This is a genomic window from Parapedobacter brassicae, assembly GCF_051400755.1.
GTDB lineage: Bacteria > Bacteroidota > Bacteroidia > Sphingobacteriales > Sphingobacteriaceae > Parapedobacter.
Genome location: NZ_JBLFFL010000012.1, coordinates 39,543 through 65,393, shown reverse-complemented (window position 1 = coordinate 65,393; position 25,851 = coordinate 39,543). Strand labels below are relative to the sequence as shown.

The following is a 25,851-nucleotide window of genomic DNA, read 5'->3' as shown; positions in this document are numbered from 1 at the left end:
TCTTAGAATCAATCTTTACTGTATTATGTCTATCTACCTGGATTGACTTAGGTCTGTCTATCTTAACTTTCGCCCTTTTAAACAGACTACTCGTTACGCTACATGAATATCAATATCTTCAAGAACTCTCTCGCCCCCGCTCACGCTTCGGCTTCTATATCGGGCCGGCTCCTTAACCGGCCGAATCTCTCTCCTTCTCTCCCCGGATCGCATCGCGCTAACCGGGCCCCCGGAACACTCCCTAAATCCCCGCTCCGTTTGGGACTGCAAAGGTAAGGATGTTTTTGAAAAAACCAAAAAAATTATTTTTTATTTTTTTCACTCCTTTTGTTGGCATTTTCCCGTGCACCATTTCGCCCATTTCCGCTGCCAACCACCTTTCAAACAACACCCGCATTCCTTCTCACTGCATCCGTTCCTTCAATTGCGGGGTGCAAAGATAGAAGGGCTTTTTTAACTTCCAAAATATCTTTGCTGAAATTTATCAGAACAAATTACACGCCCTGAAAATCAGCATGATTATTTTTCCTACACCTCTTCATCAATGAACAACATCCCGCCTTTTCAAAAAAGCAAGGCATCAAAGCTAACGATTTTTAATCATCGACACCAAACAAAATAATAAAAAAATCAAGCCTCCGCCCATGCGGCCTCATTATCCCTTAGACAGGGTGATCTCACGTGCAGGAATAAAATCACCCTGCTCATCCACCAAAAAAGACATTGGTCGTTCAGGATCCTTAATGATCTCGAATAACGTATACCCCCAAGGCTTCCAAAAATTTTCGAGTACCTGCCCATAGGTTTTCACCTGCCACCGATCAAACATCGGTCTCATGCTCATATCCACTAGGGGCATGGGCTCTACATATACCATATCGTCGGTTGGCAGTACCGTATATTCGGGCAAGCGGCCAAACAAGTATGCCGAATAAAAAAACCTGGCGCACAATTCTTCAAACTGAATGGGATGCAGCGCCTGTCCGTTTATCTTTTCCAAATATTCCTCGTGATACACCTTGTTCGTTCCATTGTCTTGCAAGCACACGATGAGGCCAACGTCATTCATCCTAAGCGAATACACCAAGGTATTGATCTCATCCCGGTAGCTAAAGGTATGTTCGGGGTTGTCCACCTGCACAATTACCACCGAGAAGGGGGCCATGCCATCAAACTGCATGGGTACGATCAAGGATTGCAGCATCACGTGCAAGTTCTTGAATTTATGGGCCAATACCTGAGAAAAATTCATCCCCTCCCCGCTGAGCGCCTGCTGCCGCATACCTGCTTGTATCTCGTTAAACACCACCCCATACACCATCCTGGCTACCCACTGAAACAAGACTACATCTCCCAATTCCTTCACTGCATGATACCCCTTGTCAAAAGCCTCCGCCACCTGATTATCCAGCTCGGCAATATGCTCCGCCACCGCCGCCGAACAGGGCAGCTGCAACTGCTTGTACGTGCGGAAGCTCTCATCGAGCAGTTTAAACGGTTTGTCTTCCAGCTCAAACCTACGCATCAGCCAATGCGGGAAGACCTGTATTTGTTCATCTGCCGATTGCAATGGCTGTCCGCTCAAGAAACAGGTTTTACTATCGAAACGAAAATCGTTGAATGGGTTATATATCTTCATTCGTGAATAGCTATTTGTTATGGGTCTCGCAGCACCTGCATGAATCAATCCAATGACGGGAAGGAAATCCCCTTAATTTTGCGGTACAATTCTACCGCATACAGGTCGGTCATGCCCGAGACGAAGTCGAGCACCGACTGGATTTTGGAATAAGCGTCTTCCCGTTTGGTGTGGAACTGCCCGGGCATCAACGCCAGCAGCTTGGTATCGTATTTGCTTTTTCCAGTCTTCAGGTATGCCGGCACAAACTCCTCCAGCAATCCATTCATTACCTTATAGCCCGCCACTTCAATTTGCACCACCGACTGGGCATTGTATATTTGCTTCACTGAAACCGCTTCGATTACACGCATGGCGTCTACCAAATCGGCATCCACCGCTTCCATCAACGGTCTGGCGAACTGCCCGCTTAATATGGCGTCTTGATGCTTGTAAAACGCCTGAGCGCAAGCCATGATCAACGTATTGATCGCTTTGGCCCGCAGGAGGCTTATCCTGCTGTCGAAGTCGGCCAGCTTCTCCAGCCGCGCTTTCAGCTGCCCGTCGCGGCATACCGGCAGCAGCAACAATTCCACCTGTTCATAGGGCAGTATGCCAAGCCTGTGCGCATCTTCCAAATCGATGATATTATAGCATATATCATCCGCGGCCTCCACCAAATAGACCAGCGGGTGCCGCTTATAGCCGGTTTGTGTTTCCCTATCTTTAATCAGGCCCAATTCCACCGCTATGCGCTCAAACACCCCCTGTTCGGATTGGAAAAAACCATATTTCTTGCGGTGATGCACTTGCTTGTTGTGACCGTCCACCGCCGCACAGGGATACTTCACGATCGCTGCCAGCGTACTATAGGTGAGTGCAAAGCCATATTCATCCTTGCCTTCAAAGGGGTGTGTGAGTATCCGTAGCGCATTGGCATTACCCTCGAAGTGAGTTAGGTCTGCCCACTCGGCTTCCGTCATCTGCTTCTCAAATGCCGCGCAGGCACCGTCGGTAAAATAACTGGACATGGCCGCCTCCCCCGAATGGCCGAAGGCCGGATTGCCCAGGTCGTGTGATAGGCATGCAGCGGAGATGATATTGCCCACCTCCTGCAAATACGGGAGCTCCTTGTCGATCGCCGGGTTCGCCCTGCACATTTCATTATAAAAAATACGCCCCAGTGATCGACCGACGCTGGCTACTTCAAGACTATGGGTGAGCCTATTATGTACGAAGACACTACCCGGCAACGGAAACACCTGCGTCTTATTCTGGAGCCTGCGGAAAGGCGACGAGAAAATCAGCCGGTCATAGTCGCGCTGGAATTCGGACCGTGCGTCGTGCTGATCATCTATCTTACGGGATTCATACCCCCACCGTTTAGCAGAAAGCAGTTGCTTCCAATTCATTGCATCCATGTGGTCGCAAAGGTAAGATAAATTGGCCTTTTTAAAGGATCGTTTGCCAAGGGGGCATTATGCTCGGTTTCATCATAAAACAATCATCCATATCGCCCAGATGAGCAGCTGCGTCACCATTCCCATGAGCAAGGTGGCCACGGTAAATACCTTCAGCGTGGCGGTGGCACTGATGCCCGAAAATCGGCTGACCACCCAAAAATACGAATCATTCATGTGACTTACACACATGCTGCCGGCCCCCATGCTGAGAATCGCCAGTGATATGCCCATTGAGGTATCCAGCCCCAGATCGCCCAATATCGGAGTTACTAGGGAGGCGGCCGTGATCATGGCCACCGTAGAGGATCCCTGCGCAGCTTTCAGGCAGGCGGCAATCAGAAAAGGCAGAAATATGCCCAATGACGCCCCTTGCAACAACCTGCCCAAATCACTACCCACTCCCGAATGCTGCAGCAACTGACCATACATGCCACCGGCACCGATAATGGCGATAATAACACCCGCTTTCTCCACACCTCCGGCCGGTCAGCTGTTTTCTATCCGCTCGTTTTACCAAGAAGAGCGCCGCGCAGATACCTACGCCCAGCGCCACGCTAGGATCGCCCACAAACAAGAGCAACCCAGCGAGTGCATCGAACTGCTGCAATTCCGCGGAAAATAGCTGGGTGCATGAGCCACATGCGATCAAAAAGATTGGGAGCAGTACCGGCAGGAAAGATAACCATACGGGTGGCAAATGGGATGGTTGTTCGACCATATCGGCCGATGGTGCATAGTCATCGGTTACCCTTCTCCCTTTCCATCGTGCAAAAAAAAGACCCACGGCGGCCGCGGGGATAGCAAGCAGGGCGCCCATCAGCATGATAGTGCCGAAATCACCTCCCACCGTTTCGATTGCGGCGGCCATACCCGGATGCGGCGGTACCAGACAATGTACCGCATACAGAGACGTGGCCAGTGCAGTGGCCATCACCGCCATCGTCCAGTGAGTTTTCTTCACCATCGAATGATTCAAGCCGTTCAATACAATAAATCCGCTATCGCAGAAAAGAGGAAACCCGATTACATAGCCGGTCAGCGCTATCCCCAGCGGGGCATTCCTTTTGGATACCCTACTGATCAGGTATTCTGCCATGCACACCGTTGCCCCTGTTTTCTCCAGCACGCCACCTAATACCGTCCCCAGAATGATCAGCACACCTACTTTGCCGAGGGTATTTCCAAAGCCCACCTTGAGCTGCTCGACGATCTCCGGCAGGGGCATCCCCGTGAGCAAGCCCACGCCCAGCGCCGCCAGGGCCAGGGCAAAAAAGGGATTCCACTTTTTGCGGGCGGTACTCCAAACAACAAACGCGACGGTCAATACCAGCGCGGCAATGGAAACCTGCATTTTATCCATTTGATCGATTCAACACCTACCTCACTACTACCTCCGGCTCTCCGGATACCAAGCCTTCACCATCCGACAGGCGGGTCACCTTGAAACGGTCCAGCGATAAGCAGTTAACATTCACCACACCCCATCAATACAGCGTCTTGTCGCCCTGCTGCTTCCAGTATTCAAAAGGCGTCAGAAACCGTTCATCCGGGCAGTGTATGAATGGAATCTTCCTTTCGGCTTCCGGCAGGTTCAGCTCGGTATAAATAAACTGGTCATCAAAACCGGCGTCCGCCGCCACGAAGCGGGTGGCCGCATATACAACGCGCTCCGGCCGGGCCCAGTAAATGGCCCCGAGACACATCGGGCAGGGTTCGCATGAGGCGTACACCGTACAACCATCCAACTGAAAGGAACGCAATTGCCGGCAGGCTTCACGGATCGCCACGATTTCGGCATGCGCCGTAGGGTCATTATCCGACGTCACGCGGTTATACCCCTGGCCCACGATGTTCCCGTTTTTGACAATGATACAGCCGAATGGGCCGCCAGCACCCTGTTTTGCACCCGAGAGGGCCAGTTCGACGGCTTGCGTTAGAAAGGAAACATCATCTTTTGTAACCATGTCGATCCTCGTTTTATGAGATAGCGATATACTTTTTCTAAAAAGGTCCTCGCGGATGCGAGCACGGCGTCACCCGGCGCTCCGATTGTATACCAGCGAAAACACCTTCTTGCCACCCGTCACCAGCGCAACTATGATCAGTCCGGCGATCAAACCGATCGCCAATTCTTTAAGAAACGGCGGCAATGACGGGAGAATATGGTGCAGATAGTCAATGTTGTGGACGAAGATACCCCCCGAAACCAAAACCAAAGCGATCGTTCCAATAACCCCCAAACATTTGATCACAATAGGCAGTGACTTCACTAGCAGGTGCCCCAATGTTGACAACCAACCTTTGTCATTGGCGTACTTGATCAGCCTGAAGCCTGTATCATCCATCCGCACAATAAGGGCAACAATACCGTAAACGCCCACTGTTGCCACTAATGCAACCACCGAAACAGTTATGATCTGGAGTGTCAAACTTTCCGCTAGCACAGTCCCTAAAGCAATGATTACAATTTCTACAGAGAGAATAAAATCAGTTGTTATCGCCGATCTGACTTTCTTTTTTTCTGCATCACCGTCGCTTTCCTGGCTTTCTTCCACCACTTCATGGCCGGTTTTCGGACGGTGGAAGAGGTATTCAACAATCTTTTCGACGCCCTCATACGCGAGATATGCTCCTCCTAAAATCAGGATAAATTTTATGGCTACCGGAAAAAACACATTTAGCAATAGCGCGATCGGAATAATGATCAGCTTGTTGATAAACGAACCCTTGGTGATCGCCCATAGCACAGGCAATTCACGCGAAGCCAGAAAACCTGTCGCCTTTTCTGCATTGACCGCCAGATCGTCTCCCAATATACCCGCTGCTTTACGGGTCGCAATTTTGCTCGTTACAGCAACGTCATCCATCAAAGCAGCAATATCATCCAAGATTGCAAAAAAACCTGATGCCATGATCTATCGCCTCCTTATTTATTCTTGATTTCCAAACCGGTGATATTGACCTGTTCTCCGTCTTTTCCCTTAGCCGCGATGCCCACCCGGAATCCCATTCCCCAGGGCACAAGCGACGCCGCGTCGTAGCCTTCCATCACCGATTTCCATTCCCCCGCTTCCCCTTCCTTCCATGAAAAGGTTACGATATGGCCATCGGTAACCGCGATTTTCAGGCTCACGCTATCCGCCGTTCCGCCGAGGTCAACCTCTTGCAAATGCTGTATATCCTCTTTTGCGATCCGCCAAACCTTCACCTTTTTCCCGAATACGCCGACGCCGATGCCAGCAATCGGTGCACCGAACCGGTTGTTGGCCCCGCCGATCATCGCTACGGAAGCCCCGGTCTGCTCATTGGTCGTCCCCACCGCAATGCTCGCTGACACCTCGTAGTTGATGGACGTGATGGGTTGCACCAATAGCGTACCGATGCCGTCATTCGCTTCCGATGCCGACAAGAAGAGGCCATTGTCGCCCACACGATATTCAGCTGGCTGGTTTACCCGCCATTGCCATACCGGGTTCAACGCCTCAAAATCATCCGTATAATCCACCGAGGCCACATCCCGGTTATGCGTCGCATCATTGGCAAACACCGGCCAGCCGTCAGCCGTCCAGTTGATCTTTTCCAGCACCCCCTCCCTGCCCACATACACGCTCCCTGCCTGGTTGTACGCATGGTATAGGTAATAAAAGTCGCCGCCGCGTTCCACCACCGTCCCATGTCCGGCACACTTCCAGTGCTCATTGTCTACCAATACCGGGTTGCCCTCATACTTCTCCCAGGGCCCCAGCAGATGCTTGGCCCGCGCCACACCGGTTTTGTAATTGCAGGTCACTTCGCAGCAGGCTCCCGCGGAATACGTCGCGTAGTAATAATCGTTGTGCCTGAACACGCTGATCCCTTCCACCAGCCTGCCTTCCCATTCGCTGTCGTTTACAAACAACTGATGCTTCTCCCCTAACAGTTCGGTTCTCTCCGCATTGATTTCCTGCGCCCACATCGGCGTAGGCTGGCCCTTGCTATTGCCGTCCTCCTTCCATAGCAGATAGATTTTACCGGCATCGTCCTTCACTTCGAATGCATCAATAGACCCCAACTCCTGGCTCACCAAGGGTCCATGATCGGTATAAGGGCCTTCAGGAGTAGGAGCACTGGCCACGGCCACGGCGAGGCGCCCGGTCGATTTATCACGGGCGGTATAGTACAGGTACACCTTGCCCTGTTGCTCATCATACGCCAATTCCGGTGCCCAGAAATTATTCCTGGCCCATTGCGGCAGATCAGCAAACGCATAGGACACCTCCTCCCAGTTGACCAAATCCGTAGATTTATAAATCGGGAATAACGGCGCCCATTCGTTAGACGTGGCGGATGCCCAGTACGTATCACCGATTTTAATGACCGTCGGGTCCGGATGGTCGCCCGGCAACACAGGGTTTACAATAGTCATTTGATCTTGCTGCTCATCAGCCGGCCGATTGCCGGTACAGCTGTACACGATTGGCAACAACATTGCCAAATACATCCCAAAGGTCTTCTTCATAAAAGCTCAACGATTAAACCGATTACATCATTTGCCGCGCCGGTACCCTCCCCTGCGCACAAAGCGGTGGGGAAGGTAGGGATTTTTCGTCAAACATTCCATATTCAACCCCCCGAAAAATCGTCCATAGCTTCCTTCATCCGCCTTATCCTCCCCATCCATATCCTCGATAAGATACCTATCTGCACACCGACCAGCAATACCACTACCACCAGCATCCAATACCGACCCGTATCGAACTTCATTACTGAAACAAAGAAAAACCACAAACAGGCAGCTGCCGCCATGCGGGTCACAACGGACACCATTGCGTACGTTTTCATTTTAGAAAAACGATCTTCCAGCGACTGTTTAATATTGTTGCCCTCAATACCTCGCTTGGTGAGCATATACCCCATACTATTATGTATAATCACGAAGAGCATTGCACTTACCAGCAGCACATTTGCGTATGCGGGTTTGCGGTCGCCATCAAAGAAATCATAATACACCAACAGAAAGCCCGTGAATCCAACGATTTCTATCGTCAACTGCCTACGGATGCCTTTCAGTACCGGATGCGTACGTTCCTGCATGATCGACTTTAACTCCGTGCTGCTTTTCGGCGGTGTATCCACGCCCCGCCAAGCAGACTTCAATGCATCATTTTCCATTACTTAATTTTTTAAAAGTTCCTGAATTCTGTTTTTAATCCTGTTCAGTTTCACCCCCACGTTATTTTCACTGATACCCGATATCTCCGCGATCTCCTGATAACTCAGGTCTTCCAAATAGAGGGTGATGAGTGCTTTGTCGGCATCGTTTAACCTCTTAAGCGCTTCAAACAGGCGCTCCCGGTGTTCACTCGGCTCCTGTTGCACATCCTGTTCGTCAGGCAGCGATTCCGTATACCGGATATCTGGCCTCTTTTTCCGGAAAGCAGCGATGGCCGTACTGAGCGCTATCCGGTACATCCACGTGCTGAATTTAGCGGTGCCTTTGAAAGACGGAATAGATTTCCATAGCTGAAACACGATCTCCTGAAACAAGTCTTCCCGATCCTCTTTTGAATCCCTGTAAAGCCTGCATATTTTATGAATGATTCCCTGATGCTCATCAATCAACCGTAAGAAGAGCGTTTCATCCATGATTAGTTCTTTGAAATGGTGTATCTGCCATCAATAAAGCTGTTGTTATGCTATACATATTTTGCTGTTTGCCGAGTTAGTTGCAAAGATTGGCGAGAACTTACAGGGTCCCGATTATTATTCGCACCATTTCAAATTTATCGGCTGTCAAGGCAATAATATCGACTACCAACGTTCAATATATATACGATAACGTAAAAAACAGGAAAAATGATGATGATTAGAAAAAGAAGATGGAAAGCGATGTTCGGAGCGATCGTGCTATTGGTGGCTTTTTTGAGCGTTGATGTCGCTTTCGGACAGGAGCCTGCTCCCAATCAGCTACCGCTGAAGGAAGACTTTGAGAAAAAGGAACTGACATCATTTATCAATGCCAATACCAAAATTGGTGAAATTCAAATGGCGGCACAGGATACGATGGTGAAAATTGTTGAGGAACAAGGGATTTCCGTAGAGAAATTCAATCAAATAGCCCAGTCCCAACAGCAGCCGGACAGCACTGCTCAAAAAAATGACCCTAAGGATGTTGAGTCTTTTCAAAAGGCTGCAGCAAAAATTACGGAGATGCAGCAAGCTATTGAAGGACAAATGATAAAAACCGTTGAAGAAGAAGGACTGGACGTAGACACCTATCAGCAAATCGCACAAGCCTACCAACGGAGTCCAAAGGTAAAAGAACAATTGGACAACATGATTAAAGAACAGCAGGCAAAGAAAGCGGGCAAAGACCAGGAGAATTAGGAATGCCTAACGGCCTAAACATTTCCCCTCGACCGATGTTGGTATTAAAAGGAGGATAACGTTATGAGGGACAATGGTCAACGACATGACCCGGTCGATCCGAAAAAAAAAGAAAAAGGAATCGCCGAAAACGAGCGTGCGAACCACTTAGCATTCGATAAACGGCCGCAGCATAATGACTCAGATGATGCCAGTATACGCGAGACCGATGATCCGAATGAAGTAGATAGCGAAGGGGGAGACTTAGCTGGCACAGCGTCTGGAAATCTCGATGACGACGAGGCGTAAATCGCTTTCACCCCCTAAACGCGGAAGTGTTCGTGCCCGCGTGCTGCTTGAAAAACCGGCTGAAATGCGCAGGGCTTTCAAACCCCAGCTCGTAGGCGATTTCCTTGGCAGATTTGTCGGTGTAGTGGAGGTAGCGCTTCGCCTCCAGGATGATCCGGTTGCGGATCACCACTGATGGGGCCGGCTGCTTCAGGAGCGCAAACACGTTGCTCAGCGTCTTCGGCGATTTGTTGAGCGCCTCGGCATAGAACCGGACTTCATGATGCTGTTTGAAGTTGGCTTCCACCAAAAGTGAGAATTTCCGTACGAAATCCATTTTTTCATCGGGAAACAGCTGATAGCTCTCGCATTGCTTTTTTGCTTTCCGGGTGGCCTTGATGATCACCCGTTTAAGCAGCGTACGCAACATCTCGCCCTGAAAATTGTCCCGCACCTGGAGCTCATCCGAAAAGGTTTTCTCCAAGATATCCATTTCCTCCAGCTCCGCGGCACTGAGCTCAATAAACATCGGGTGGTGGATACCATAAAACAAGAACCCCACACACCCCACCTCGGCATCGTGGTTCACAATGCAGTAAAACTCACGGTTAAACTGCCATGCTACCAGTTCTTCGGGGCGTTCAAACGTAAAATGCTGATTCGAAACCAGCGGAAGGATACATGCCCCCGGCATCGTATACGTGGTTTCATCGATCGTCACCCGCTGCGCCTGTCCCTTGTTGTAGACAAACGTATTGATGGCCTGGGGGTCTGGATGGCACAGGCCTCTGCCTGAAAACTGCCTATTGTGCGCATGCATCACAAAACGCCCAAGCGTTACCTTTTCGCTGTATTCCCGTGTCATTTCCCGCCTAAGTTACCAAAGATGCCGGAAGATACCCGCTATAATCCCTTATAAATCTGCTGCGCCACCACCAGCAGGAGACCGGCATCCAGGCGCTGTTTGAAATCAGGGTTAATATACTCAAACCGGATGACTCCTTTCTTATCCAAGATGAATACCGAAGGCACCGGTAGCAGCAGGTCCACGTCCATTCCGCCCGTTGTCTTGGGGAGCATGTCCCAATAGTTCTGCGGTGCCTTGTAAGCGATGCCGAAGCGCTTCGATGCATTCAGGTCCGCATCGGAGAGCAGTTGATAACCCAGCTCTCCCTTGGCCGTGGCCTCCATCAATCCTTCCGGCGCGTCGGTGCTGATGGCAATCAACTGATAGCCGGTTTTCTCCAATTCCGGGAGGATGTCCTGCAGACTAGAAAGTTGCAGGTTACAGAAGGGGCACCAGCCCCCTCTGTAAAAGACCAGCACCGTCGGCTTTTCAGATACGGCTTTGTTCAGGTCGAAATCCATCCCCGAAGGATCCTTTATCGTCAGCATCGGAATGGCCTCGCCGTTGAGCAAGGGGCTGATGTCTTCCGGTCGCTGCGGGATGGCATCCTGCTGCTGGCCTTGGGCGATGCTTGTCATGGCCAATAGGTACAGGCCCACGCAAGATAATACGATATGCTTCATGGTACCCCGGTTATTGCAGTGTCACCTTGATGATGTCCGATATGGCAGGCAACGTCGTAAAGGCATTGGGGTTCGGCACCGCTGCAATAGCCTTGCTTTCCGCCAACGGCGTCCCGGCGAGGTTAGCCTGCGTCACACCCGCACCCGGAAACTGATCCACCGCCGTACCATTGTCGTACAGACCGATGGACGTGGAGATATCCCCTTTCATGGTCGCATCCACGCCGTTGTCCTTCGTCGCAAAAAACCAGTCATTAGACAGCCCGTACATCGTGGCGATGGCCAATCGGTCGCCTTTGGCCACCGTCAGTTCCTGCGAGACCTTACCGCCCGGCTGCCCGCCGATGCTCGGCAATAACACCGTCGTGCTGGCAGCAGGCAAGATATGCACCTCCTTTACGCCTTCCAGCGTCATCAGGTATTCGGCCAATCCCGAAGCATCTCCCATTTGCGCCAGTTCCTTCAATCCATTGCCCCGGTCTTTTTCCCCGGTCATGTAGAGCGGGTTGTCTATGCTGTTATATACTACCGCCAGTACCGGCGAAAGCGGGGTGAAAATGCCCGTCTGCCCGGCGATATATTCACCCAGTACACCGTTGTCGCCCATTTCGGCCAAGTCAGTGAGCCCGTTTGCCGAGGGTTTGCCTGCTTCGTACAGCGGATTCGGGTTCAGGAGCTCGCCACCGGCGATGTAAGAAATGGCCCACACACCCGGGCTGAACGGCGTGGGGTTCGCCGTAGCACCCGATGTATTGGCGATCGTGAGCGTGAAGGTCGAGTTACCCTCATAGGTCAGCGATGCGTTCATCAGCGTCGATGCCGGCGCATAGCTGTTGCCCTGCGCATCCATGCCCGACACTTCCGTGATGTTCTGCGGTGCGGTCTCCGCCGTGCCCGGATGCATCAAATCCGCTCCGGGCGCCCCATTGATCCGGGTGCCATTGTCCCACAGCTTCACCTGGCCGGAGACATCGCCTTCTACCGGCGTGCCATCTTCTTCATACAACTGGATACCCGGGTTAGCCGGAGCAAAAAACAGGTCATTCGACCAGCCGTACATCGTCGCAAAAGAAACCGCCTGTCCTTTTGCCGCAGAAAACTGGAAGGATATCGACTCCCCGGGCAGCACCACCGGAGCAGATCCACCATTCATAAACATTCCAGATTCGACCAGCGGCCTTGCATCCAATACATTTTCTACCATGAGGGTCGCCATCGTTCCCTCCGGTGCGTCCATGTCATCGTTTTTATCGCACGCAGCGATAAAAAACGGCAGCGCCGCCAGTGACAGCCAAGTTAATTTTGTAGCCTTCATAATCAATCATTTAATTCATCAAAAAACGATGAAACAAAGATAGGTCCTAGGCTAGAAGCGCATTTATCCGTATTTCCCGATGACTTGACGATTTTTCCCGAAGAGTGGGTGCGCTTTCGCACTCACTCCTCGATTCCCCGATGCGTCCTTACCGCAATTCGGGAAAGGTCAAGTAAAACTGCCGGAAATTGCGAAAGTTCGCAGGAGAATAGCCGCTATCAAATTTCAGGTTCAGAATATTTGGATATAAAGAAAATGTGTATATTCAACCGCTATAGTGCTTTAAATGTTGACCTAAACGTTCGATATGCCTCCATCCGGGAAAATGGGCTGCTACGCCCTTGTTGCAGTTTGCTTTTGTTTCACTTTTCTATTTACCGGGTCCGTCTTCGGCCAGCCGGCGGTGTCTCGGTCTCCCACACCATCTTGGGTAGAAGCGGTTGTACCCAACGGTCACCGGCCCGAGGCCAAGAAAATCAGCGATGGCTACTATTTCAAGCTGTTGGATTATCAGCAGCATGCCGAACAGCAAGTTTCCTATACGCATATTATCCGCGAAATCGTGAACGAATCCGGCGTACAGTATGGCGTCGATATTTCGGTCAGTTTTTCACCCGCCTATCAAAAACTCCAGTTTCATGAGCTATGGGTTATCCGCGATGGCCAGCGGACGAATGCGTTGAATATCGATAAGTTTAAGGTCGTCGCAGTAGAGCAAGATGCCGCCTCATTCCTTTACAATGGTGATTATTCTGCCTATTTGGTGTTAGATGATATACGCGTCGGCGACCAGATCGAGTACAGTTATAGTATCATCGGAAGAAATCCGGTCTTTGAAGGTCGCTTTTTCGACGATGTCTATTTGCAAGGGTCGGTGCCCATTTCACAGCTCCATACCTCCATATTGGTGTCAAAATCGCGGACGTTAGAGGTGAAGACATTCAATGGCGCCCCTGCGCCGAATATCCAGCCAATAGGCCAGCTGCTGCGGTACCAGTGGCAACAGGATATGATCGAGGCGGTACTCTACGAATCCTATGCCCCCTCATGGATCGATACCTATCGACATGTCCAGCTGTCCGAGTATAACGGCTGGGATGCGGTAGGCGAGTGGGCGCAACGCATCAACCCGATACCGAATGCGCTCGGAAGCTCGCTGGAGGTCAAAACCAACGACCTGTTGCAGCAATCGGGCAAAGACCTCAAGAAGTTCGCAAATGCTGCCATCCGGTTTGTGCAAGACGAAATCCGGTATACCGGTGTAGAAATCGGCGAATATTCGCACAGGGCACATCGTCCTGAACAAGTATTCGCGCAGCGGTACGGCGATTGTAAAGACAAATCCCTCCTGTTGGTAAGTATGCTCCGCCATGCGGGAATCGAGGCCCATCTCGCGTTGGTCAACACCACACTCATCGATAAGATCAAGGAGCAACTGCCCTCGCCATCGGTGTTCAACCATGCCATTGTTTCCTTCGAAATCGACGGAAAACCTTATTGGACAGATCCGACGATCAGCCACCAAGGCAGCGACCTGGACAATCGGTCGATGCCCCGATACGGCTGGGCCCTGGTGCTGGAAACACTGCACAGTGAGCTCATGCCCGTTGAATCCAATCAATCCGGCGGCATTAAGTGCGAAGAGCGATACACCCTTTCCGCTGACGAAGAGGCCCTTGCCACCTTGGTGGTAGAGACCATTTACAGCGGCCACGAAGCCGACCAACTCCGGTCGCAGCTCGCCTATAGCAGCATTTGGGATACCGAAAAAAGCTACCTCGATTATTACTCCAAACTATACCCCGAAATCGAGGCCATCGATTCGCTACACATCGATGATGATCGAGCACTCAACCGCATCACCCTGTCGGAGCGCTACCGCATACCCGCCTTCCTCACCAAAAGCGAGGGCGGGCAACACACCGTCAGCCTCTTTGCTCAAATGATATACGACCGGCTGCCGTCTGTCCCCGCCTCCAAGACTTCGCCCATTGCTATTGACTACCCCAGCGATGTCGAATACCGCATTGCCGTGGTCTCTCCATATGGTTGGCGCATGCCCCGCAACAATTTTTTTCTCGATCGGGATGGATACATCTTCGGGGCATCCATTTTCGCAAAGGCAGACACCCTGATCCTCGAATACCAATTCAAGTACCACACACCGGTCATTTCGGCATCAAAGCGTGCGGAATTTGCCGCCGACGTCAAAACCATTACCAATGACCACCTATCAAACACCGTGACGATCAACATCGCCGCCGGAGTCAGCAGCCGAGGTCCCGCCTGGTTCGCCATGCTTTGGTCGTTGATCGTATTTGGCCTATTAGCCTTCCTTGGTTATTTGGCCTATCGAAAACCTTTCCAGCCACAGGTCGATCCCGAAACGCATCATATCTACGAGCGAATCGGCGGCTGGCTTATCCTACCACTCATCACATTCCTCATCACGCCACTGTATGTTTCGGTATTTCTAAGCACGTCCGGCCACTTCAACGCCGCCGTATGGAATGTCCATCAAGGCACCGCAATGAATATCCCCTTCAAGCTACTGGTCGCACTTGAGTTGACCTGCAATCTGATCACGATCGGACTTAGCGTGATATGCGCCATCTTCATGCTCAGGCGCAAGGCCATCTTGCCATCGCTGGCAGCGGGGTTCTATTTGTTCAATTTTGCCTTTGTTTTCGTTGACTCCTTATTGCCGTACGCCATTCCCGCACTTGGAGCATCCGATGTCAGCGATGTCATAGGCGTCATTAAAGCATTCGTGTTTGCCGCCATCTGGACGCCCTACTTCCTGCTTTCATCCCGCGCTAAAGAGACCTTCGTCAATCCCTGATGTCAGTGCGGCAGTCGGTCATTGCCCAGTGGAAAAAAAGGGCGGCTACCATATAGCATACCGTTCTTTCCCATTTCGGCTACAACCCCACCCGATTTGGCTACTCACCCGGATTGGCGCCTGCCGAACTTTGTACCATCGTTCATTTAACAGATTTTGACTATGGTACAACAACAGGCAGAAAAAGTATGGTTCATTACGGGAGCTTCCCGAGGTTTCGGGCGGGTGTGGACAGAGGCGGCTCTTCAACGCGGTGACAAGGTCGCCGCCACCGCCCGCAACTTGGAGAGCATTGCCGATCTGAAAGAAAAATACGGTGCCAACGTTTTAACACTGGCCTTAGACGTTACCGACCCCGACCAGGTAAAAACGGCCGTGAATGCCGCCCATGCCCATTTCGACCGATTGGATATCGTCTTAAACAATGCAGGCTATTCCCTCGTGGCAACCATTGAAGAAGCGAGCGCCGATGATATCCGGCAGCTTTACGATACCAATGTGCTTGGTCCCGTTTCTGTGATCCAGGCCGCATTGCCATTGCTGCGGAAGCAGGGCTGGGGGCATCTGCTGGGCATATCCAGTTCACTGGGGCACGTTACGCATCCCATTATCGGCTACTACTGTTCATCCAAATGGGCATTTGAAGCCATTTATGAGAGTTTAGCTATGGAGGTCAAACCCTTTGGCATTGATGTCACCATCATCGAGCCGGGCGCGTATGCCAATACGTTCGGCAGCCAGGAATCATTGAAATTTGCGGATAGCCAGCCTATTTATGAAGCATTAAAAGCTGAAGTATTCGGAAACATCCAGCGGCTGGAAAAAGGTGACCCCGAAGCAACACCGGAGGCGATTTTTGCCGCGGTTGACGCCCCCAATCCCCCTTTGCGCTTATTTCTGGGGAGGTATAACCTGCCCGAGGTCCGTGAGGTCTATTCCAGCCGGCTAAAGACCTGGGAAGCCTGGGAAGCCGTTTCGAACGCTGCACAAGGATAAATCACCCACTACAGCCGGTATCCGGTATCGGATACCGGCTGGCATTTTACTAAATTTGTAGCTATGAACAAAAGCGAACACGGCCCAAAGCAGTTTGAGTCACTATCGGAGGCCATGAAAATCCTCGGCTTTCCTGCTCCCCAGCATCCCCTGATTGCACTGGTCAACGGCGTGGACAAGCCGCTTACCGAGCAGCCGCCACACCATCGCCATGTATTGAGCTTTTATAAAATCTCTTTCAGACCCCATTTGGGCGGCACGCTGCGGTACGGCCAAACGTATTTTGATTTCAGTGAGGGCGGGATGTTTTTCGCTGCGCCCCATCAGATTGTCGGCAATAATGACCAAGTGGGCGACGGCCACCTCGAAAATCAGTGTGTCAATCAGCAAATCACCCTGTTAATACACCCTGATTTTTTGCTGAATTATCCCTTGGCGAAAACAATTAAGCGATACCATTATTTTTCCTATTCCATCAACGAGGCGCTGCATTTATCTGACAAGGAAAAAGAGGTCGTTCTCTCCGTTTTCAGGAATATGGAAGACGAGCTAAACAGTCGCATCGATGACATCAGCCACGATGTCATTATCTCGCAGGTTGAGTTATTATTGAACTACGCCCATCGTTTCTACAAGCGGCAATTCATCACGCGGAAGCCCGTCAACGATACGGTATTACAAAACCTGGAAGCGATACTGGACGAATACTTCGATGGGCAAACGTCATTGAACCGGGGTATCCCTACTGTCCAGTCGCTTGCTGACCGGCTGAATTTTTCCCCAAGCTACCTCAGCGACATGCTGCGGTCCCTTACCGGGCAAAACACCCAGCAGCATATCCACAACAAATTGATCGAGAAAGCCAAGGAAAAGCTTTCCACCACCGGCCTGTCCGTTTCGGAAATCGCCTATTCCCTGGGCTTTGAGCACCCGCAATCGTTCAGTAAATTTTTCCGCAATAAAATAAATCAGAGCCCGATCGAATTTCGGGAACGTTTTAACTGACATTGCAAATGGGGTGGAGGCGGTACGACCGAGCACAACGTCTGTCGCACATTTTAATGGATACGCTTTACCGCTACTCAATCTAGGTATTTGATCGCTTCAGCTTTTTGATATCTTTCAGGGTCATCTGCGCCAACATAGTCAAAGCCCAGGATGGTCACGCACGCTCACGAAACTGAGGTTCAAGTTAACGTGTTCTTACCAAATAATGGGATAGGTGTTCTTGTAGGCGTCAAACTTTTCGTCTTTGGTAATAAACGAAAGACTTTCACATTGGGCGGCGCCAAGTAAATATCTATCAAAAGGGTCTCGATGATTTTCCGCAAAATCGATCTGCATGTAAGCCTTAAAATGTTCGTCCTTGATTGATAACGTGTTAAATCCAGAGCGGTAAGCAGCGTCAATGAATTCGTCTAACGAAACACCGAATTCGGTCAATTTTCCGATTTTCAGTTTAATAGCAATTTCAAAGAAGCTCATTTTACTCACAAAAAAGCCATTTTTATCGCTTTCAAAGATTTCCCTCACTCGCTCAGACAATTTACCTTGATCCGCCAAGGCCCAGATGCACACGTGGGTATCGAGCAGGTAATACATGCTACATGTAATCTTCTAGGTCGTCCAAGGGCTCGTTGAAATCATCCGGAAGTTTTATTTTACCCTCTAGCAAACCGATTTTTAATTTACGCTGCTGACTTTTTTCAGCACTATCCTGTCCAGTAAGAAATGTAATCACCACTTCCGCTTTAGATTTTACAGGCGGCTCCTCTGTAAATGTTATTTTACCATTTTCATAGACGCCTTTTATCGCCGTATACATAGTTATCCCTTTTTAACAAAGATAAGTTATTTTTCCTAAATGATAATTACGCTGCAAAGTCCCCGACGACTATAATTTGAGTTTTGCTTCCAGCGGCAAATGATCGGAGTATTGGATCTGTTTCCGAACGCCGGTGCTGCTCTTCCCTTTAAGAAGTGACGGAGATACGAAAATATAATCTATTTTTTTGACGGGCTTAGCTGCCGGAAAGGTATGCGCCAGCCCCTGATCCATAAACGTTAACCGCTCCGAAATCAATTGAATCTCTTTTGTGTCAGGCAGGGCATTGAAATCGCCGGTCAATATCACGGATTCGCTTCCCGCTAAATGGTGCATGATTTCCTCCGCCTGGATCAATCTTGTCGGCTGATCCAGGGCCATATGCACCGTGGAAAACACCAGTTCTCTTCTGCCCGTATTCAGTTTGACAGACAGGAAAGCCAACGATTCTTTCCTTCCGTTTTTCATGGAAGTGATGCGTTTGTTGCTTTGCTCCTTGATGGGATATCTAGACAAAATCCCTAAGCCATAGGCCCCCCCATCATAGGCAAAATGCCTGTAAAATGCATAGTGCATGCCCGTGATCTCCGCGAGCACTTTCATCTGGTCTATGTTTCCGGATCGCCCGCAAAGACTGTCCACTTCCTGCAACCCCACCAGATCTGCCCCCGATTTTTTGATAAACGCTCCCATCTCGCGCAGCGTCATTTGTTCTGCTGCATCTGCTCCGTGATGGATATTATAGCTCATCACTTTGAGGTTTTGACCTTGCGAAGGCAAGCTGAACAGCACAAGCAACAGGCTAAAAACGGGAAAAAAGAAGTTTTTGTTTCGCATTTCAAGTAAAATTAACTGTTGATGCTCCTTTCCCGGAGCATCAACAAGCAGTGATAGCCGTTATCCTGTCAATATCGCGTCACTCCCAACCCGGATTTTGGACCAGGGCCGGATTGAGTACGATATCTGAATTGGATATCGGATAAAGATATTTCTTATCTTCGAAACTACGCTTTTCATTCGCTCCCCAGATCACGTGGCCGGAAGTTCCGCCAGTGAGTTTGGAGATATTGTTATCGATCACAAAGTACGTTACCCCGGGCTGCGCGGCATCCGGTGTTTTCGAGACAAAAGATACATCGGGCGTACCGTTCCCATCCAGGTCCATGGGGCGGTCCATGGCCGGCACATAGATCCCCTTCCATGGCATTTCAACCAATTTCCCTTTTTTCCACCGCATCAGGTCCTGATACCTGAGGTTTTCATAGCACAGCTCGATGCCGCGCTCTCTTCTGATCTCCAGCAGATACCTGTCCGATATTTCCGGAAAGTACACCTCTCGGAGATAGGGATCTGCCGTTTGCGGGACGGCCACATTTACCCCGGCCCGCTCCCTGAGCAGTCCGATGGTCTGGGCCCACACCGCTTCGTCAAACTGCCCTAGTTCGGCTTTCGCTTCGGCGTAATTCAAGAGCACTTCAGCAAAGCGCATCAACGGAATCGTATTATACGCTTCGCCAATCCCGTCCAGTCTTTTGTCATCCATGCTCCATTTAAGGAGGTGATAGCCGGTAAAAGTGTAACCGAAATTCGGCGGCGCTGCGCTTCCATCGCTTCTTTTGTAACCCAGGGACCTGACCGTCTGGGCCAGGCGATTGTCACGGTTCGCCATTTCATCCACAAACAACAGCTCGTCGTACCCGGCTTTATCCGTAAACCTGCTGCCATCAGTCATCAAATACGTATTGATGAACTGCTTGTTCAGCCCCCAGCGGGCACCGTATGTAGCTGAATTGAACTTCCAGGTCAGTGCGTGCCACCTTTTCAGCGCGTTGTTGAAAACCAATGCAAACAGGACTTCCTGACTGACGGCATTTTCAGATATGAACAGTGTCCTGTAGTCGGTTGTCGGGTTTCCGGTGTTGTAAAGCGAATAGGTACCCGCATCCATCACCATTTTGGCTGCATTAGCCGCTTCGGTAAGCCACTGATCTGCTGTCGCGGCCAGGCCCAGCTCGGCATGGTATTTCCGGTATGTTCCCTCGTAAAGCGCTATCCTTGATTTATACGCCAAGGCTACCTGACGGGTGATCGTCGAGGACGTATTGTCTTTGGCATCGCGGATGTTTTCCGCTGCAAAGTTCAGGTCTTCCAGTACGTGCTGCATCACTACCTCTCGTGGATCCTGTGTTTTGTACAAGGCCTCGTCATCGGTAGCCAGCGGCGCATCATACCAAGGCACATTTCCGTAGCGCTGCACCTTATCAATATAGAACCACGCCCTGAAAAACCGGGCGATGCCTGCGTAGTGGTTTCTGGCCTCCTCAGGAATGGCTTCGTTATTATAATTGGCCAGGAAATAATTGATATTCCGCAGGTCGGTCCAGTTCCAGGCGCCCTCGTTTACCGACGAATAGTTTCCGGAGATAAAGTTCGAGCTCTGGGTGATGGATGAATAATCGGCCATACCATCTCCTTGCGTTGCCACATCGGCAGAGGGGAGCATTTGTTGATAGAATGAGTTGGTATAGAGTTGCAGGTCTTCTTCCGTCGCGAAAAAGGAACTTGGCACCAGTTTGTCAAAGGGCTCTGTTTCCAGAAAATCACTGCAGGATTGGGAAACCAGCAGACCCAGGCTGGCGGCTATATAGATGATTGACTTTTTCATGATCAATATTGCTAACGATTAGAATGTAAGGTTAAGTCCCACTGTGTACGATTTCAGCATGGGATAGGCGTCTCCCTGACCATGGCTATTGGTCATGTCTCCGGCCGGGTTCTCGATGATTTCAGGATCAAAGTTATCGGTGTGCTTGTACAGCCCGGAGAATGTCAGGATATTTTGTCCGCTGATGTAGACCATGGCCTTCTTGACCCCGCCTTTGGCCAGCCATGACTGCGGCAGGGCATAGTCGATAGAAACGTTTTTCAGCCTCAGGTAGCTGGCATCCTGAAGATAGCGCGTCTGGGGCGCTCCCAGAGACCTGTTCGTGCCCAAGGCCGTATAGCCCCTGTATCTTGGCCAGTAAGCATCCGGGTTTTCCGCTGTCCAGTAGTCATCCATCATGATCGTCGGCTGAAAGCCGTAGGGCCGGTTATACGGACCGTAGAACAGGTCGGCCTCCGGCGCAAAGTACCAGTCACGTTTAGCAATGCCTTGCACAAAGGCCGAAAGCCCCACGCCTTTCCAGTTGGCAGACAGGTTGAAACCATACTGATACCTCGGCGAATTGTTGCCGATGATCATCCGATCGCCCGGATCGTCCACCGTATTTTTGCCCTGGTTGATCACACCATCACCATTCCGGTCGGCAAACTTCAGGTCGCCCGCAAGGTATTCGTTCGTATTCGAGTTCAGCAGAAAGCTCTGATCAGCCCAGTTCGCCGCCTCTTCATCCGAAGCGAAGAATCCAAGTGTTTCATACCCCCAGATATCGCCCACCTTCATACCCTCATAATACGTGGAAAGCAACTTACTCGGGTTGTTGAATTTCAGTACGTCGGACTGATTGTCCCAAAGCGAACCAGACAGGCTGTAGTGGAAAGGACTTCCGCCGGCGTCAAATTGGTCTTTCCAGCCCAGTGTCAGTTCCCAGCCGTTTGTTTTCAGGTCGGCATAGTTGCCGAAAGGCACGGCAGCCCCAAATACGTTGGGCAGGGGTTGCCCCACCGTAAACATATCCGTGGTGATGCGGCTGTACCAGTCAAACGTCAGGTTAAACCTGCCCGAAAAGAGCGTAGCATCCATACCGAAGTCCAGCGTGGTGGCCTTTTCCCAGGTCAATCCGTCCGGAATCACGCCCGGGATCGATGTATAAGGCGTTTGAACCCCGTTTAGGATGACGCTGCTTTTGGATACAGACATGGTTTCCATATACCGGTAAGGCGCCACATTTCCGTTGCCGAGCGATCCGTAAGAAGCCCTCAGTTTCAGGTTGTCCAGCCAGGCGCGGCTGCTCGCCATAAACGGCTCCTCGGAGATGTTCCAACCGGCAGAAGCCGACGGAAAGAACCCATACCGCTGATTGTCAGGAAACTTCGAAGACCCGTCATAACGGCCATTGAACTCCACCAGGTACCGGTTTTTATAGGCATAGGTCAATCGATAGAAAAGCCCCAGGTATTTCCACTCATTGCCTCCCCCTGCGATGTTGTAGTTCAGTCCGTCCATCAGGTTGAAATCGGGCTTCTCAGGCACCAAAATACCGTCCCGTTGTGCATCGAAATTTTCCCAGCGGTTCGATTCGATATTGTATCCTACTAAAACCCCCAAGTCATGCGCGTCGTCAAAGGTCCTTTTCACGTCGGCGGTGATGTTGGATCCCCAATAGGTCGTATTGTCAGATAAGGTCCGGTACAAACTATTGCCAAACCGGGTAGTCTGCCCGGGTACGTCACTAGCATACAGATAGTTGTTGAAGCGCTTATCGTTATTAAACGTCTTGGCGTAGGTAAAGTTCGCCTTGAACGTCACCAAATCGCCAAAGGGCTTGGCGGTCAGGCTAGGTGTGGTCCTGACGAAGAATCGGTCCTGATCCGAACGGCTGCTGCCATCTACAAACGAAGCACCCGATTCGACCGCCTGCCGGGTAAACGTGCCGTCGGGATTGTACATCGTGGCAACGGGGAAGCCCGATACCGCCCAATATCTCCAGATACCGGCATCGCCATTTGCCAGCAGCGGATAACTGTATTGATACGTACTGATGTCGACATTATTATCGAATGAAAGCCAATCGTTCAGGTCTACCTCTCCCTTGGCGCGTACGTTCCATTTGTTAAAATCGTCTGGAGAGTGCCTGAATATCCCATCCTGGTGATAGTAAAGGCCGGATACAAAATATTTTGCCTTTTCATTCCCTCCGGATGCAGTGATGGAAGCCTCCGTAGCAGGCATCCGATCCCTGTGCAGGGTGGCAAACCAGTCGGTACTCCCAAAGTATTCGTATCGCCCCAGCGATTCGTTATAGACCGCATCACCCTGAGCAGGGTCATGGTTCTTCAGCCGCTCCAGCCATTCCAGCGAGAAGGGAAAGTTAGCGTTGATGGTGATGGGATGTGTCTTATAATCATACCACGCGTAAAACGCATCATCGAAATTTTTGGCCCAGGTGTAGCCATCTGTCACCAGATTAGGCACTACCGTACGCTGATTGACCGATTGGCTCACCCTTACGTCCAGCGTAGACTTGCCTTCAGCCGGGCTTTTGGTCGTGATCAGCACCACCCCAAATGCCGCTCTTGACCCATAAATGGCTGCAGAAGAAGCATCCTTCAAGACGGTCACGCTTTCCACGTCATTCGGATTGACCAGGTTCGGGTCGCCCTCCACCCCATCAATCAGCACCAGGGCATTGCCGCCTGCCCCGATTGAGGTTATCCCCCTGACGTTAAACGCGGCGCCGCGCGTGGGCCCGCCGTCTGCCATCCTCAGGTTGAGGTTTGGTAGCGTCCCTTGGAGCATGCGAGTCAGGTTAGGCTGAGGCCTGTTTTCAAGCACCTCTGAGCTAATCTGGGATACCGCTCCGGTTAGGTTGATTTTCTTTTGAGTGCCATAACCCACCACCACCACCTCTTCCAGATCGTTCTTGCTGTCCAGCTGGATGACCACGTCACGCGTGCTGCCGCTCACCTGATAGGTCTTGGTCTCAAAGCCGACATACGATACCACCAGCGTCACATCTGTTCGATCAGATTCCAGCACGAACCGTCCGTTTTCATCCGTAGAGACTGCTTTACCTGTACCCTGGATGGCAACCGTCGCATTCTGAACCGGCTGACCATCGCCGTCCACGACCCTGCCTGAGAGCGTTGTCTGTTGCTGGCTGTTTGCGGCCTGCACTTTGTTGCTTGCTGCAAAAGCCGCAGCGGCCTCTCCAAGAAATGGAAACGACAAAATCGTCCCCGCCAATAAACATATTGGTACACCTACTTTCATTATAAAAAAATTAGTTCGTCTTGTATTTCGCTGGCAAACCTAAACAGGCAATATGACCGGTATATTAAGTCTATGTTTGTTTTAAGAGAATATTCTAAAAAACTACGGGCGGATTGGAGGTACCGGAAACGTGGCGGTGACTACATGGTCATAAACCCGCGTTTCCGTGGATACGACCTGCCCCGACTCATCCGTTACCGGAAAAATATACTGCGGGGTCATGGTCACCTCATAGCCATGCTCCCCTTTCGGCACGAGGTCGACCACCAGATGCCCGTAATGCTTGCCTCCTGAAAGGAGCTGGCGCCCACGCCAGTTTTCCGGCGCATCAACGTGTGCCACCCACTGCCGGTACGCATTGAAACGGCGCGGATCTACGTCGTCAAGCGAATATCCAAGCCCGTCGCCCGCGATACCGACATCCCAATAGTGGATACCCTCTACCAGGGAGTGTTCAAGCGACTCATTGTGCCCGCAGATGATCGCCACCACGCCATATTTTCTGAACATCGGGGTATACGCACGCATCGGCACGCCTGCCTGCCCAGAGCTCTTATCCGCGGTCAGCGGCAAGATGTGCCCGCCGCTGGAGTACGGGATATGGTGAAACTGCACGAAAATCACCTGACCGGCATCATGGGCGTCCCTCAGCTGCACCTCTGCCCATTTCCACTGTTCGGACCCGCTACCAATGTCGGGCAGGTCATCGCCCTGATAGGTCGATACGCTGATGTTGATATTGGTGTCATGGTCTGTGCTGTCGGGAAGCCCGTTGGATGAATCCAGGGTAATCACGGTCACCGGCCCATAGTCAACCCGGTAATAGCAGTCCTGATAAGCCGGATATCCATTGCCGGGCAGGGAGAAATAGGCTTTATACTTGGCCCGGGATTGAAACACCGCCTGTGGGTCATAGCCGCCGTTGCGTGCGCCGAAATTCTCCCAGTTGCCTATAGCCGGCAGCAGCAGCGTCTGGCCAAGGACATCATCGAATTTGCCGGCCGCGTGAAAGAAAAACTCATCCCAGGCACGCTGGTAGCCCCCTCCCTGGACAATATCTCCCGGCAGGACGATAAAGTCCGGCTTTTCCATCTTGATCTGCCTCAGGTTCGCTTTGAAACCGGCCGTCTCGGTGAGCAGGTAGCTATCCAGGCCCTGTGGCCTGCCGGAACTCTCCGGCATCTGTTTCCCTATTGACCACGGGCGCTTGGTATGCCGCCCTTCCGGGTCCGTCTCACTGTCGGCAAACGCCACGAACCGGATGCGTTCCCGCTGGCCCTTCACCGGTGCCATGGCAAACTCGTTGGTATAGCGCTCCGTACCCTGGATCACCCGGTACGCATAAGTCGTCCCTGGCTTCAAGCCTTTTAACACGACAGCGTGCTTCCAGTTGGCATTGCCGAACATATCAGGGAAGCTGTCCCGTTCGGATTCTTCCAGCGCCGAGTAGTTCAGCGCCGGAACAAGAACCGGTGCCGGTGCGTAATATTGGGTATCTGCCGCATGCGGTTCCCACACGGCCAGTTTGCCCGGCACCTCCTGATCGGTAAACCAGGTAAGCCGGATCGCGCCTGCGCTGTCAGCAGGAAGCAGGTAGGGAGATACCCTGAACTGGCCAAAACATGCGCCGGAAAAAGCGGCTATGCAAACGAGTGAGGTAATTGTCTTTCTGTACATGAGGGCTTCGTCTATCT

Annotated in this window: 23 protein-coding genes; 5 read left to right on the top strand and 18 right to left on the bottom strand. The window is 51.3% G+C overall.

The features are described from left to right. Window positions 1-655: 655 nt before the first annotated feature. The 9 genes from ACMGDE_RS19305 to ACMGDE_RS19265 all read right to left on the bottom strand — a co-directional run bounded on the left by ACMGDE_RS19305 (window position 656) and on the right by ACMGDE_RS19265 (window position 8,706). The gene (locus ACMGDE_RS19305) at window positions 656-1,639 is read right to left on the bottom strand and encodes a hypothetical protein (protein ID WP_436834474.1); all 984 of its coding nucleotides are present in this window, start codon (window positions 1,637-1,639) and stop codon (window positions 656-658) included. A 44-nt stretch (window positions 1,640-1,683) separates the two neighbouring features. Beyond that, window positions 1,684-3,030 carry a deoxyguanosinetriphosphate triphosphohydrolase gene (locus ACMGDE_RS19300; protein ID WP_436834476.1) on the bottom strand — a complete coding sequence of 449 codons (1,347 nt, stop codon included), beginning with the start codon at window positions 3,028-3,030 and terminating at the stop codon, window positions 1,684-1,686. Window positions 3,031-3,111: 81 nt separating this feature from the next. Beyond that, window positions 3,112-3,510 (bottom strand): GntT/GntP/DsdX family permease, encoded by a 399-nt coding sequence (locus ACMGDE_RS19295; RefSeq protein WP_436834473.1) that lies wholly within the window; start codon window positions 3,508-3,510, stop codon window positions 3,112-3,114. Then, entirely contained in the window at window positions 3,473-4,441 is a 969-nt protein-coding gene (locus tag ACMGDE_RS19290) for a GntP family permease (protein WP_436834472.1), read from the bottom strand. Before ACMGDE_RS19290 ends, ACMGDE_RS19295 begins: the two co-directional genes overlap by 38 nt. 124 nt (window positions 4,442-4,565) lie before the next feature. Further along, entirely contained in the window at window positions 4,566-5,045 is a 480-nt protein-coding gene (locus tag ACMGDE_RS19285) for a nucleoside deaminase (RefSeq protein ID WP_436834471.1), read from the bottom strand. A gap of 69 nt (window positions 5,046-5,114) precedes the next feature. Continuing rightward, window positions 5,115-5,993, bottom strand: a complete 879-nt coding sequence (locus tag ACMGDE_RS19280; protein ID WP_436834470.1) for a DUF808 domain-containing protein — start codon at window positions 5,991-5,993, stop codon at window positions 5,115-5,117. A 14-nt stretch (window positions 5,994-6,007) separates the two neighbouring features. Further along, window positions 6,008-7,579 carry a family 43 glycosylhydrolase gene (locus tag ACMGDE_RS19275; RefSeq protein ID WP_436834469.1) on the bottom strand — a complete coding sequence of 524 codons (1,572 nt, stop codon included), beginning with the start codon at window positions 7,577-7,579 and terminating at the stop codon, window positions 6,008-6,010. Between the two features lie 104 nt (window positions 7,580-7,683). Continuing rightward, a complete protein-coding gene (locus ACMGDE_RS19270; RefSeq protein ID WP_436834468.1) occupies window positions 7,684-8,232 on the bottom strand; it encodes a hypothetical protein in 549 nt (182 codons plus the stop codon). Between the two features lie 3 nt (window positions 8,233-8,235). After that, window positions 8,236-8,706, bottom strand: a complete 471-nt coding sequence (locus ACMGDE_RS19265) for an RNA polymerase sigma factor (RefSeq protein WP_436834467.1) — start codon at window positions 8,704-8,706, stop codon at window positions 8,236-8,238. 213 nt (window positions 8,707-8,919) lie between these two features. Here ACMGDE_RS19265 and ACMGDE_RS19260 point away from each other — a divergent pair, with 213 nt between their 5' ends. Both ACMGDE_RS19260 and ACMGDE_RS19255 read left to right on the top strand, forming a co-directional pair. Further along, complete coding sequence (locus tag ACMGDE_RS19260) at window positions 8,920-9,447, top strand: DUF4168 domain-containing protein (protein WP_436834466.1); 528 nt, start codon at window positions 8,920-8,922, stop codon at window positions 9,445-9,447. Window positions 9,448-9,510: 63 nt separating this feature from the next. Then, window positions 9,511-9,735, top strand: a complete 225-nt coding sequence (locus tag ACMGDE_RS19255) for a hypothetical protein (protein ID WP_436834465.1) — start codon at window positions 9,511-9,513, stop codon at window positions 9,733-9,735. A gap of 7 nt (window positions 9,736-9,742) precedes the next feature. On the opposite strand, the gene ACMGDE_RS19250 is transcribed toward ACMGDE_RS19255, so the two are convergent. The 3 genes from ACMGDE_RS19250 to ACMGDE_RS19240 are packed head-to-tail and all read right to left on the bottom strand — an operon-like array spanning window position 9,743 to window position 12,559. Further along, on the bottom strand, window positions 9,743-10,579 hold the full coding sequence (locus ACMGDE_RS19250) for a helix-turn-helix domain-containing protein (protein WP_436834464.1): 837 nt from the start codon (window positions 10,577-10,579) through the stop codon (window positions 9,743-9,745). Window positions 10,580-10,617: 38 nt separating this feature from the next. After that, the gene (locus tag ACMGDE_RS19245) at window positions 10,618-11,244 is read right to left on the bottom strand and encodes a peroxiredoxin-like family protein (protein ID WP_436834463.1); all 627 of its coding nucleotides are present in this window, start codon (window positions 11,242-11,244) and stop codon (window positions 10,618-10,620) included. Between the two features lie 10 nt (window positions 11,245-11,254). Continuing rightward, window positions 11,255-12,559 carry a spondin domain-containing protein gene (locus ACMGDE_RS19240; RefSeq protein WP_436834462.1) on the bottom strand — a complete coding sequence of 435 codons (1,305 nt, stop codon included), beginning with the start codon at window positions 12,557-12,559 and terminating at the stop codon, window positions 11,255-11,257. A 307-nt stretch (window positions 12,560-12,866) separates the two neighbouring features. Between ACMGDE_RS19240 and ACMGDE_RS19235 the strand changes: the two genes are divergently transcribed. From ACMGDE_RS19235 to ACMGDE_RS19225, 3 genes are all read left to right on the top strand, one after another. Beyond that, complete coding sequence (locus ACMGDE_RS19235; protein WP_436834461.1) at window positions 12,867-15,401, top strand: DUF3857 domain-containing protein; 2,535 nt, start codon at window positions 12,867-12,869, stop codon at window positions 15,399-15,401. Between the two features lie 162 nt (window positions 15,402-15,563). Then, window positions 15,564-16,397 (top strand): SDR family NAD(P)-dependent oxidoreductase, encoded by an 834-nt coding sequence (locus tag ACMGDE_RS19230; RefSeq protein WP_436834460.1) that lies wholly within the window; start codon window positions 15,564-15,566, stop codon window positions 16,395-16,397. A gap of 63 nt (window positions 16,398-16,460) precedes the next feature. Then, window positions 16,461-17,402 carry a helix-turn-helix domain-containing protein gene (locus tag ACMGDE_RS19225; protein WP_436834459.1) on the top strand — a complete coding sequence of 314 codons (942 nt, stop codon included), beginning with the start codon at window positions 16,461-16,463 and terminating at the stop codon, window positions 17,400-17,402. A 198-nt stretch (window positions 17,403-17,600) separates the two neighbouring features. On the opposite strand, the gene ACMGDE_RS19220 is transcribed toward ACMGDE_RS19225, so the two are convergent. The 6 genes from ACMGDE_RS19220 to ACMGDE_RS19195 form a co-directional block, all read right to left on the bottom strand. Continuing rightward, window positions 17,601-17,999 (bottom strand): type II toxin-antitoxin system VapC family toxin, encoded by a 399-nt coding sequence (locus ACMGDE_RS19220; protein WP_436834458.1) that lies wholly within the window; start codon window positions 17,997-17,999, stop codon window positions 17,601-17,603. A gap of 1 nt (window position 18,000) precedes the next feature. Continuing rightward, a complete protein-coding gene (locus tag ACMGDE_RS19215) occupies window positions 18,001-18,222 on the bottom strand; it encodes a DUF2281 domain-containing protein (protein WP_436834457.1) in 222 nt (73 codons plus the stop codon). Window positions 18,223-18,291: 69 nt separating this feature from the next. Continuing rightward, window positions 18,292-18,972, bottom strand: coding sequence for an endonuclease/exonuclease/phosphatase family protein (locus tag ACMGDE_RS19210; RefSeq protein WP_436834456.1), 681 nt, complete (start codon window positions 18,970-18,972; stop codon window positions 18,292-18,294). Between the two features lie 166 nt (window positions 18,973-19,138). Further along, the gene (locus ACMGDE_RS19205) at window positions 19,139-20,887 is read right to left on the bottom strand and encodes a RagB/SusD family nutrient uptake outer membrane protein (protein ID WP_436834455.1); all 1,749 of its coding nucleotides are present in this window, start codon (window positions 20,885-20,887) and stop codon (window positions 19,139-19,141) included. 18 nt (window positions 20,888-20,905) lie between these two features. Continuing rightward, complete coding sequence (locus tag ACMGDE_RS19200; RefSeq protein WP_436834454.1) at window positions 20,906-24,157, bottom strand: SusC/RagA family TonB-linked outer membrane protein; 3,252 nt, start codon at window positions 24,155-24,157, stop codon at window positions 20,906-20,908. Window positions 24,158-24,259: 102 nt separating this feature from the next. Then, window positions 24,260-25,834, bottom strand: a complete 1,575-nt coding sequence (locus ACMGDE_RS19195; protein ID WP_436834453.1) for a purple acid phosphatase family protein — start codon at window positions 25,832-25,834, stop codon at window positions 24,260-24,262. Window positions 25,835-25,851: the final 17 nt, after the last annotated feature.